The following is an 11,122-nucleotide window of genomic DNA, read 5'->3' as shown; positions in this document are numbered from 1 at the left end:
CCATGACCCCCGGCGCCGACGGCCAGTCCCCCCGGCGCAGGGGCCGCCCCTCCCGTACGGCGCGCACCGACGGCCCCGACGCCAGGACCCGCATCCTGGAGGCTGCCCGTACGGAGTTCGCCGAACGCGGCTACGACAAGACGTCGGTCCGTGGCATCGCCAGGGCGGCCGACGTCGACGCCGCACTGGTCCACCACTACTTCGGCACGAAGGACGAGGTCTTCGCCGCGGCCATCGAGGTCTCCTTCGAGCCCGCGCTCGTCGTCCCCGCGATCCTGGGCGGCTCCTCGGAGGACGTCGGGGAGCGGCTGGCCCGGTATTTCATCGGCGTATGGGAGAACCCGGCGTCCCGCGCGCCGCTGCTGGCGATCCTCCGCTCCGCACTCACGCACGAGGCTGCGGCGAAGGTGCTGCGCGGCTTCGTGCTGCGCCGGCTGCTGGAGCGGATCGCGGAGGGCCTCGACGTGCCCGACCCCACCTTCCGCGCGGAACTCGCGGCCTCGCACATGATCGGCATCGCGATCCTCCGGTACGTGATCCGGGCGGAACCCCTGGCGTCGGCGGACCCGGAGAAGATCATCGCGATGGTCGCCCCCACGCTCCAGCGCTATCTGAGCGACCGGTGACCCGCTCCCGCCCGGTCGCCCCGTGATCCGGGTCCTGCCTGTGTGATCTCTGTGCCGGTGGCTTCACAACGATGTCGCGAGTCGGTATCAGCCGCGGCTCTGGCCGAATTTCGATGGTTGGCTGTGCGGAGCGACCGAGCAGGACGTACTGATGCACCACAAGCGGGGGAGACGGCCATGACCACTCGAGATGTGCGCGGACCGGACGGGCGCGGAGCGGACGGCGCCCTGCCCCGCCGCAGGCTGCTCCGGATGGCCGGCGTGGGGCTGGGCCTCGTCCTGGCCGGGGCGGTGACGACCGCGTGCGGACCCGAGGAGGCCGACGCCTCCGGGGGCGCGGGGGGAGCGAAGCCCGGCGGGAGCGGCAAGGGCGGCGGGGACGCGTTCACCACACCGCCCGCCGGTACCGCGCCGCGTGCCCTGTGGCAGGAGGCGACCGGGGTGGGCTCCCTCGGCAGCGACGAGGTGCTCGCCGTCGTGGGGAACGTGGTGCTGGTCGCCGACGACCCCCTGACGGCACGGGACCTCGCCACCGGCAAGAAGCTGTGGTCGCTGCCGGGTGCCGCGCAGCCGGGCGCACGGCTGATCATGGGTGGGGACACGCTGTATCTGGCCAGCGGCGAGTACGACGGCGATCTCGTCGGGCTCGACCCGGCCACAGGCAAGGAGACCTGGCGCAGCCGCCTGGACGGGCGGTACTCCCAGCCCCGGCCCATCGGCGCCGACACGGAACGCGTGTACGTGATCGCGGGCATCCTGGAGAAGGACCTCAGCTCCCGGACGAACGTGATCGCCGCCATCGACATCCGTACCGGCAAGGCCGTCTGGAGCGAGAAGCGGGACACCGGGACCGAGGAGTCCGGCCTCACCTCAGCGGTGCTCGGTGACCGCCTCGTCTACACCGACCACCGCGAGAACCTGACCGTCCGCGACACCGCGACCGGACGGCAGCTGTGGTCGAAGAAGATCAGCAGGTCCAACTTCGAGAGGATCGCCGTCCACGACGGGGCGGTCTTCGTCGCGGACGGCAGGCACCTGCGCTCGTTCGCCCTGGACGACGGTGCCGAGCGCTGGGCGCTGCAGACCGAGGAGTTCGACACGTTCAACGGGCCGACCGTCCTCGACGGGGTGCTGTACGCCTCGGACAGCGCCCATGCCCTGTGGGCCGTCGATCCCGCCACCGGCAAGCGGCGGTGGCACAACCAGGACCTGCTCGAGGTGTCGGTCCCGCTCCAGTTCGCCAAGGTCGGGGACACTCTCTACGGGGCGACGGAGTTCGACGAGGACGGCGGCGTCCAGGCCTACGACGCGCGTGACGGGAAGCTCCGCTGGACCTTCAACGACGGCACGGGGGCGATCGACCCGTGGTACGTGGTCTCCGGCGGCAATCGGCTGGCCGCGCTCCACGGGCGCCGGCTGATGGCGCTTCCGGCGGTGTGACCGGGGCGCGGTGAGGGAGCGGGCGGGTCTTCCTCCCTGCCCGCCCACTGAGCATGCCGTCCCGCATTCCGGACAGCGTGTCCAGATCTTGGCACGGGAGGCGTACGCTCGGAGGCAGTCTTTTCTGTCGAAGGAGCGAGAGACGATGCCCCAGCTGAGGTCCCGCACTGTCACCCACGGCCGCAACATGGCGGGCGCCCGCGCCCTTATGCGGGCGTCCGGCGTAGCCAGTGAGGACATCGGTAAGCCGATCATCGCGGTGGCCAACTCCTTCACGGAGTTCGTGCCGGGCCACACCCACCTCGCCCCAGTCGGCCGGATCGTGTCCGAGGCGATCAAGGCGGCGGGCGCGGTGCCCCGGGAGTTCAACACCATCGCGGTGGACGACGGCATCGCCATGGGGCACAACGGCATGCTCTACAGCCTCCCCTCCCGCGACCTCATCGCGGACAGCGTCGAGTACATGGTCGAGGCGCACTGCGCGGACGCCCTGATCTGCATCTCCAACTGCGACAAGATCACCCCCGGCATGCTGATGGCCGCCATGCGCCTCAACATCCCCACGGTGTTCGTCTCCGGCGGCCCGATGGAGGCCGGCAAGGCCACCCTCGTGGACGGCACGGTCCGCAAGCTCGACCTGGTCAACGCGATCAGCGATGCGGTCGACGAGAGCATCTCCGACGAGGACATCCTCCGCATCGAGGAGAACGCCTGCCCCACCTGCGGCAGCTGCTCCGGCATGTTCACCGCCAACTCGATGAACTGCCTGACCGAGGTCCTCGGCCTCTCCCTCCCCGGCAACGGATCCGTCCTCGCCACGCACACCGCCCGCAGGGCGCTGTACGAGAACGCGGGCCGCACGGTCGTCGAGATCACCAAGCGCTACTACGAGCAGGACGACGAGACGGTCCTGCCGAGGGCCATCGGCACCCGCGCCGCGTTCGACAACGCCATGGCACTCGACATCGCCATGGGCGGCTCGACCAACACGATCCTGCACCTGCTCGCCGCAGCCGAGGAGGCCGAGCTCGACTACGACCTCGACGACATCAACGAGGTCTCGCGCCGCGTCCCCTGTCTGTCGAAGGTCGCCCCCAACGTCGCCCCCGGCGGCACGTACTACATGGAGGACGTCCACCGGGCAGGCGGCATCCCCGCCCTTCTCGGTGAGCTGCACCGCGGCGGGCTGCTCAACGAGGACGTGCACTCCGTCCACTCCGACACCCTCGCCGAGTGGCTGAAGGACTGGGACGTCCGCGGCGGCTCCGCGTCCCCCGAGGCCGTGGAGCTCTGGCACGCCGCCCCCGGATGCGTCCGCTCGGCGACCGCCTTCTCGCAGTCGGAGCGCTGGGACACCCTCGACCTGGACGCCGCGGGCGGCTGCATCCGCGACCTGGAGCACGCCTACTCCAAGGACGGCGGCCTGGCGGTCCTCAAGGGCAACCTCGCCGTCGACGGCTGCGTCGTGAAGACGGCGGGCGTCGACGAGTCGATCTGGACCTTCGAGGGTCCGGCCGTCGTCTGCGAGTCGCAGGACGACGCCGTCGACAAGATCCTCCGCAAGGAGATCGAGCACGGCGACGTCGTCGTCATCCGCTACGAGGGCCCGCGCGGAGGCCCCGGCATGCAGGAGATGCTCTACCCGACGTCCTTCCTGAAGGGCCGGGGCCTCGGCAAGACCTGTGCGCTCGTCACCGACGGCCGGTTCTCCGGCGGTACCTCAGGTCTCTCCATCGGGCACGCCTCGCCCGAGGCGGCGTCCGGCGGCACGATCGCGCTGGTCGAGGACGGCGACCGGATCCGGATCGACATCCCGAACCGCTCGATCGAGCTGCTCGTCACCGATGAGGAGCTCGCCGTCCGCCGCGAGGCACTGAACGGCGTGTACGCGCCGAAGAACCGCGACCGCAAGGTCTCGGCCGCTCTCCGCGCCTACGCGGCGATGGCCACCAGCGCCGACCGGGGCGCCGTCCGCGACGTCTCCAGGCTCGGCTGACCCTCAGCGGCGCTCGACGGCCCCGTCCCCGGTCTCACCAGCGGGCGGGGCCGTCGGCGTCCACGGCGAAGGCCGACCCGTCGGGTGCGGTGCCGATCACGCTCCGGCCCAGGACGACGGGGGCCGGCAGCGAGGATGCATGGCTGAGCTTCCCGTCCCTCAGCCGGGGACGTGTCTGGCCGAGCAGCGTTCCGCGTTCCGTGTCGACGGCGAGCAGCCGCCCGTCGGCGGCGGAGAAGTACAGCCGGCCGCCCGCTCCCAGTACCGGTGCCGAGGTCATCCCGACGGCCGTCTCCAGCCGCCACCGCTCGGCCCGGCCGGTGCCCGGACGGAGATCGAGGGCGAGCAGCGTGCCGCCGCGCTCCAGCAGCAGGGCGGTGTCCCCGTCCACCAGGGTCTCCGGTGCGTTCATCCGGAAGGGCAGCGAGACGCGGGTCGCGCTCCGCGTCTGCGGGTCGTAGCTGACCAGCTCGGTGGTCTGGGCCTTCTCGTTCATGGCGGTCAGCAGGAGTGCACCGTCCGACGTCCCGGCCGGGGCGAGGTTCCCGTCCAGCCTGCGCTGCCAGGCCGTGTCACCGGTCCTCGCGTCGACGGCCGTGATCAGGGTGGTGGCACCCCGCGCCGAACTCTCGTACACGTACGCGAGACCGGTTCCGGCCTCGTACAGCGCGTAACCCGGGCTCACGTGCCCGGGGACGGTGCGCTGCCAGCGGGAATCACCGCTCGCCGCGTCGAGCGCCTGGAGTGCCCCGTTCCGGCGGACCGCCAGAAGGAGGCCTCCCGCGGGGGCGGGCACATCGGCGTACGCGGAGAGGTCCGCGTGCCATAGCTCCGTGCCCTTGCCCGGGTCGTACGCCCGCAGTTCCCCGCCCACCACGACGGTGTAGGCCGGCCTGCCGGACATCGCGGCCCCGGACACCGCGGCCGGTGACGTGTCCCGGCGCGACCAGACCACCCGGCCGTCCGACGCGTCCAGCCGGGCCACGCCGAAACCGGTGGAGACGCAGTACAGCCCGGAGTCCGTACCGGAGGACCCCGGGGCGCACGACGGCGTGGAGCCGGACGGCGAGCGCAGCGGCGTACGCCACGGAGTGAAGGCCGCGGCGCGCCCCGCGTCCGCACCGCCGTCCGGCTTCGGCGTCACCGAGCCGTCACGGGTTCCCGCTGCCCAGAGACCGCCGGCCGCCAGCAGCACCGCCGTGGCCACGACCGCGAGCCGGCGTGGGGTGCGGCGGCCCTTCGGCATTCCCGGCCCCGGCGACAGCCCGTCCGCCGCCCGCACATGGGTGGTCCCCTCGTCCGCCGCCCCGGACCCGGACTCGGCGGCGAGCGGTCTGCGCTGGACGGGTATGAAGGCGGACGCCTCGTACGACGGGGGGTGCAGCGCGTCCATGATCTCGTCCGGGGTGGGGCGCTCCTGGGGATCCTTGGCCAGGCAGCGCCCGACCAGGGGCGCGAGATCCGCCGGTACCCCGGCCAGATCGGCCTCGTCGTGCACCACCTGGTAGGCCACGAGGTACGGGCTGTCCGAGTCGAAGGGCCCCCGGCCGGTCGCCGCGTGCACCAGCACCGCTCCGAGTGCGAACACGTCCGCGGCCGGTCCGACCTCGCGGGGCCGCTGGAACTGCTCGGGCGCCATGTACGGCGGCGAGCCGATCAGCTTGCCCGTCTCCGTACGGAGATCACTGTCGTACGGCCGGGAGATCCCGAAGTCGATGACCTTGGGCCCGGAGTCGGGGAGCAACACGTTGCTCGGCTTGAGGTCGCGGTGGATGACGCCGGCCCGGTGGATGTCGCGCAGTGCCTCGGCGAGTCCGGCCGTGAGCCTGCGCAGCTCGGCGGGGCTCATGGGACCGTTCCGCTTCACCTGCGCGGAGAGCGTCGGACCGGGTACGTACAGGGTCGCCATCCAGGGCAGCGCGGCCGTCGGGTCGGCATCCACGACGGGCGCCGTGAACGCTCCGCTGACCCGGCGGGCGGCGGCGACCTCCTGCCGGAAACGCGCCCTGAACTCCGGGTCCGCCGCGTACTGGCGGTGCACCACCTTCACCGCGAGCTGCAGCCCGGAGGCGGAGCGCGCCAGGTGCACGACACCCATACCGCCCGCTCCGAGGCATGCCTCGAGCCTGTACTGCCCGGCGTACTCAGGATGCTCCGCTTCCGGATGTGATCCGGTCCCTCGCAGCGGCGGCATCGCCCACCCCCGTGTTGTTCGTGCGCAAGCGCGACGCACGGAGCCTAGTCGATGGTGCGTGCCAGGAACGTGGGGCTTGTTAGCCTGCGCGTCGTCACATCGTTTCTCAACGGGGGAGGCCCTCATGGGCGTTGGAGAGAACACAGGGACCACAGCGGAAGAAGCGACGGCGGTCGCCGCCGAGGAGGTGACGACGCTCGCCGCGGACACCGTCGTCTACCCGATCGCGCCCGGCTATCGCGTCAACGTCCGCAGGGGGCCCGGCACGCAGTACGGGATCGTCCGGACGCTGCCGTACGGGATGAGCGTCCCGGTCTACTGCCAGAAGCCGGGGGAGTGGGTGTCCGGCCCGTACGGCACGTCGAACCTCTGGGACAACATCGCCAACGGCCAGTTCGTGGCGGACGCCTACGTCAAGACGGGCAGTGACGGCTACATCGCTCCGCGCTGCGACTGACGAAACCGGCGCACGCCCGGGGATAATCGATTCCGTGAGCGAGAAAAGCGAAGCCCCCGGAACGTCCTCGGCCGTGCCTTCGGCCGGCACCACGCCAGGGCCGCAGCCCGAACCCCTCCGTTTCTTCGGTACGACCTGGGTCGACCACGACGGCGGGTACGGGCTGCGGCGCGCGGGTGCCACCATCGGCTCGCTCGCCGCGGCCGTCGCCGCGTGCTTCGTCCTGCGCTTCGCCTACCAGGGCCTGGAGATCGCAGCGGTCGACAGCCTCGTCGGCATGCTCGTCGTGCTGATGTTCGCCGTCTGCAGCGCCATCGCCTTCCGCAAGACCTGGGAGGGCTTCACCCGCCGCCCCGCCGACCCGGCTCGCGAGGACAGGCTGCGTGGCCTCAAGTCGATCGGCTTCATCGGCTCGCTCCTCGCCTACTTCGTCCGCTCGCTGCGGGAGGCACCGGGCGAGAAGCTGCGGCGCACGGAGTACGAGACGGCGCGGGCCCAGTACGTGAAGCGCCGCTCGTCCCGCACCGGCAACCCGGCGGCCCGCAAGGGTGCCAAGGCAAAGCGCTCCGGCCGCAGGTAACGCGGCAGAACCGCCACGCGCGCGGCGGGGCGCGTGCACGATGAACCCATGTCTGAAACCGTGCCACGCGCCCTTTCGTTCGACAGCGCCGCCGCCCTCTACGCGGCGGCGCGACCCGGATACCCGACCGCACTCCTGGACGCCGTCGAGGAGCTGGCCGGCCGCCCCCTGAGCGGTTCCCGCGCCGTCGACGTCGGCGCGGGAACGGGCATCGCCACCCGGCTGCTGCACGAGCGCGGCGCCCGGGTCACCGCCGTCGAGCCGGGCCCCGGCATGGCGGGGGAGCTGCACCGGACGCTGCCGTCCGTGCCCGTCGTCCGGGGCGACGGCAACCGCCTCCCCCTGGCCGCCGCGTCGGCCGATCTGATCACCTATGCCCAGTCCTGGCACTGGACCGACCCGGACCGTGCCCTCCCCGAGGCCCTCCGCGTCCTGCGCCCCGGCGGCGCCCTGGCGCTCTGGTGGAACGTCTCCGACTACGCCGTCCCCTGGGTCGTGGACCAGGCCGAGCGGCTGCGCGGTCACCTCGGCGCGGGCGACAGTGCCGACGGCACACCGGGCGGCGCCGGTTCGCGGAACCTCACGCGACTGTCGGGCGGAGAGTTCGCGCAACGGCAGCTGCGGTGGTCCCGCACCGTGCCGGTCGACACGCATCTCGCCAACCTCTCCAGCCACTCCGCCTTCCTCGTGCGCGGCGCGGCCGGTGAGCAGTCCACCCACCGGTTCATGGATCAGGAGCGCGGCCACCTGGCCGCCGTGTTCCCCGACGGCCTGATCGAGGAGCGTTACGTGGTCGAACTCGGCGTGCTGGTCCGCTGAACGTCCGGCCGGACACGCCCCCATGCCTTGACGCGGTCGCTTCGGCGGGATCAATATTCATCACATGATGAATTCGGCGCGCACCGCTGACGCGAACGCTGTCGAGGCCCGCGGCCTCACCGTCGTACGGGGAGGCCGCACGGTCCTGCGCGGCCTCGACTTCACGGTCGAGCCGGGCAGGATCACCGGCCTCCTCGGCCCGTCCGGCTGCGGCAAGTCCACACTCATGCGCGCCGTCGTCGGCACCCAGGCCAAGGTCACGGGAACGCTCGACGTCCTCGGCCGCCCCGCCGGCCACCCGTCCCTGCGGCCACGCATCGGCTACGTCACCCAGGCGCCGTCGGTCTACACGGACCTGACCGTGCGCCAGAACCTCGACTACTTCGCGGCCGTCCTCCGGCCGGGCCGCACCCACCGCGCCTCCCGCGAGGAGGCCGTCAGCCGCGCCATCGGCGACGTCGACCTCACCCGCCACGCCGACGCCCTTGCCGGCAACCTCTCCGGCGGCCAGCTCAGCCGCGTCTCCCTCGCCGTCGCCCTGCTCGCCACCCCCGAGCTGCTGGTCCTCGACGAGCCGACCGTCGGCCTCGACCCCGTGCTGCGCCGCGACCTGTGGAATCTCTTCCACGGCCTCGCCGCCGACCGGGGCACCACGGTCCTCGTCTCCTCCCATGTCATGGACGAGGCCGAACGCTGCCACCGGCTGCTGCTCATGCGCGAGGGAGAGATCCTCGCCGACGACACTCCGGACGGCCTCCGCACCCGTACGGACTCCGCGACCGTCGAAGAGGCGTTCCTGCACCTGGTGGACGAAGCCACCGCGAACCAAGCCACCGCGAACCAAGCCACAGCGAACCAAGCCACAGCGAACGAAGCCACCGCGAGCGAAGCCACCGCGAGCGAAACGGCCGCGAGCGGAGCGACCGAGGACGAAGCCGCCGCCTGCCAGGAGAAGACCCGATGAGCACCGACACTCCCGCACTCTCACTGGCCCGGACCCTCGCCACCGCCGGACGCGTCCTGCGCCAGCTCCGCCACGACCCCCGCACCATCGCGCTGCTACTGATCGTGCCGGTCCTGATGATCACGCTGCTGCGCTACGTCTTCGACGGCGACCCGGAAACCTTCGACACCATCGGCGCGTCGCTGCTCGGCATCTTCCCGCTGATCACGATGTTCCTGGTGACCTCGATCGCCACCCTGCGCGAACGCACCTCAGGCACCCTCGAACGACTCCTCGCCCTGCCGCTGGGCAAGGGCGACCTGATCGCCGGATACGCGCTGGCCTTCGGCGCCGTGGCCGTCGCCCAGTCCCTCCTGGCCACCGCGATGTCCCTCTGGGTGCTCGGACTCGACGCCATCGGCTCCCCCTGGCTGCTGCTCCTGGTCGCACTGCTCGACGCACTCCTGGGCACGGCGCTCGGCCTGTTCGTCTCAGCCTTCGCCGCGTCCGAGTTCCAGGCAGTCCAGTTCATGCCGGCCGTGATCTTCCCGCAGCTGCTGCTGTGCGGACTGTTCACGCCGCGCGATCAGATGCACCCCGTGCTGGAAACCATCTCCGACGTCCTGCCGATGTCGTACGCCGTCGACGGAATGAACCAGGTCCTCACTCACCCTGACATCACCGGCGACTTCTACCGCGACATCCTCGTCGTCGCCGGCAGCGCCCTGCTCGTCCTCTGTCTGGGTGCGGCCACCCTCAGCCGCCGCACCACCTGACGGTGCGGTGCGAGGATGGCGAACCACGACGCGTACCGCCACCCGGAGGATGAACCGCATGACCCAGACAGTCGCAGTCCTCGGCACAGGGAAGATCGGCGAGGCCCTGCTCAGCGGCATGATCCGGGCCGGCTGGCGGGCCGGTGACCTGCTGGTGACCACTCGCCGTGCCGAGCGCGCGGAGAAGCTCCGCACCCGCTACGGCGTCGAGGCCGTCACCAATGCCGAGGCCGCCAAGAGCGCCGACATCCTCATCCTCGCCGTCAAGCCCCAGGACATGGGCCGCCTCCTCGACGAGCTCGCCCCCCACCTCGCCCCGGACCGCCTGGTCATCAGCGCCGCCGCCGGCATCACGACCGGGTTCATCGAGGACAGCCTCGCCGCCGGCACTCCGGTCGTACGCGTCATGCCGAACACCCCCGTGCTGGTGGACGAGGGCATGTCCGTCATCTCCGGGGGCAGCCACGCCACCGCAGAGCACCTCGACCACGCGGAATCGATCTTCGGCGGCGTCGGGAAGACACTCCGGGTCCCCGAGTCCCAGCAGGACGCGGCCACCGCACTGTCCGGATCGGGCCCCGCGTACTTCTACTTCCTCGTCGAGGCGATGACCGATGCCGGCATCCTGCTCGGCCTGCCCCGCGCGCAGGCCCACGACCTGATCGTCCAGGCCGCCATCGGAGCGGCGGTCATGCTCCGGGACAGCGGCGAACACCCGGTCAAGCTCCGTGAGGCCGTCACCAGTCCGGCCGGTACGACCATCAGCGCCATCCGGGAGCTGGAGAATCACGGTGTACGCGCCGCCCTCATCGCGGCGCTGGAGGCCGCGCGCGACCGCAGCCGCGAGCTGGCCACGGGCAACGGCTGACCGGCGTCGTCCCGCCCCGCCCCCAGGTCCTCGCCTTCCGAACCCGCCGCCGCGCGACGCCACGGTGGCGGGTTCACGGCCCACGACAAGGGTGGGCAGGAGGGGGGTTGACACTCCCTCTCCCGATCCGTAGTGTGCTCCGAGTTGTCCGACGTGAGCGTCGACTCCGGTCGGTCCCCGGACAGCCATTCCGCAGTAACCACTCGAAACGAGCGACCTCTGTCGTGCGTTTCTGTGTGCGTACGTGCGAAATGAGGAATCAGTGTTCGATGGCGACCCGATTAGCGTCGGGGCCGGGGATTCCGCTAATGTCTCACTCGTCGGAACGGCCGAAGGGCCGTGAAGACGAAGCCCGCTGACTGGGAATCAGGCCCGAAAGGATCTGATAGAGTCGGACTCGCCGGAAAGGGAAACGCGAAAGCG

Annotated in this window: 10 protein-coding genes; 9 read left to right on the top strand and 1 reads right to left on the bottom strand. The window is 71.4% G+C overall.

The window, feature by feature from the left end; genetic code table 11:
- Positions 1-2 precede the first annotated feature (2 nt).
- The 3 genes from BFF76_RS13570 to ilvD all read left to right on the top strand — a co-directional run bounded on the left by BFF76_RS13570 (position 3) and on the right by ilvD (position 4,062).
- On the top strand, positions 3-626 hold the full coding sequence (locus BFF76_RS13570; protein WP_031091085.1) for a TetR/AcrR family transcriptional regulator: 624 nt from the start codon (positions 3-5) through the stop codon (positions 624-626).
- Positions 627-803: 177 nt separating this feature from the next.
- Positions 804-2,066 (top strand): PQQ-binding-like beta-propeller repeat protein, encoded by a 1,263-nt coding sequence (locus tag BFF76_RS13565; RefSeq protein ID WP_065848287.1) that lies wholly within the window; start codon positions 804-806, stop codon positions 2,064-2,066.
- 145 nt (positions 2,067-2,211) lie between these two features.
- A complete protein-coding gene (gene ilvD / locus BFF76_RS13560; RefSeq protein WP_031091088.1) occupies positions 2,212-4,062 on the top strand; it encodes a dihydroxy-acid dehydratase in 1,851 nt (616 codons plus the stop codon).
- A 34-nt stretch (positions 4,063-4,096) separates the two neighbouring features.
- Here ilvD and BFF76_RS13555 read toward each other — a convergent pair whose 3' ends face one another.
- Positions 4,097-6,256 carry a protein kinase domain-containing protein gene (locus BFF76_RS13555; RefSeq protein WP_065848286.1) on the bottom strand — a complete coding sequence of 720 codons (2,160 nt, stop codon included), beginning with the start codon at positions 6,254-6,256 and terminating at the stop codon, positions 4,097-4,099.
- Between the two features lie 124 nt (positions 6,257-6,380).
- Here BFF76_RS13555 and BFF76_RS13550 point away from each other — a divergent pair, with 124 nt between their 5' ends.
- The 6 genes from BFF76_RS13550 (at position 6,381) to proC (ending at position 10,699) form a co-directional block, all read left to right on the top strand.
- Positions 6,381-6,713, top strand: a complete 333-nt coding sequence (locus tag BFF76_RS13550; protein WP_031091093.1) for an SH3 domain-containing protein — start codon at positions 6,381-6,383, stop codon at positions 6,711-6,713.
- Between the two features lie 34 nt (positions 6,714-6,747).
- Positions 6,748-7,293 (top strand): MFS transporter, encoded by a 546-nt coding sequence (locus tag BFF76_RS13545; protein WP_031091094.1) that lies wholly within the window; start codon positions 6,748-6,750, stop codon positions 7,291-7,293.
- Between the two features lie 48 nt (positions 7,294-7,341).
- Positions 7,342-8,112 carry a class I SAM-dependent methyltransferase gene (locus tag BFF76_RS13540; RefSeq protein WP_065848285.1) on the top strand — a complete coding sequence of 257 codons (771 nt, stop codon included), beginning with the start codon at positions 7,342-7,344 and terminating at the stop codon, positions 8,110-8,112.
- 64 nt (positions 8,113-8,176) lie between these two features.
- The gene (locus tag BFF76_RS13535; protein ID WP_065848284.1) at positions 8,177-9,076 is read left to right on the top strand and encodes an ABC transporter ATP-binding protein; all 900 of its coding nucleotides are present in this window, start codon (positions 8,177-8,179) and stop codon (positions 9,074-9,076) included.
- Positions 9,073-9,831 (top strand): ABC transporter permease, encoded by a 759-nt coding sequence (locus tag BFF76_RS13530; RefSeq protein ID WP_065848283.1) that lies wholly within the window; start codon positions 9,073-9,075, stop codon positions 9,829-9,831. The genes BFF76_RS13535 and BFF76_RS13530 overlap by 4 nt, the downstream gene beginning before the upstream one ends.
- Before the next feature lie 58 nt (positions 9,832-9,889).
- On the top strand, positions 9,890-10,699 hold the full coding sequence (proC, locus tag BFF76_RS13525) for a pyrroline-5-carboxylate reductase (RefSeq protein WP_031091102.1): 810 nt from the start codon (positions 9,890-9,892) through the stop codon (positions 10,697-10,699).
- Positions 10,700-11,122 lie beyond the last annotated feature (423 nt).

The sequence above is a fragment of the Streptomyces mutomycini genome (assembly GCF_001700505.1).
Classification (GTDB): domain Bacteria; phylum Actinomycetota; class Actinomycetes; order Streptomycetales; family Streptomycetaceae; genus Streptomyces; species Streptomyces mutomycini.
The sequence above is the reverse complement of the archived record's forward strand: the minus strand, read 5'-3'. Positions and strand labels throughout refer to the sequence as shown.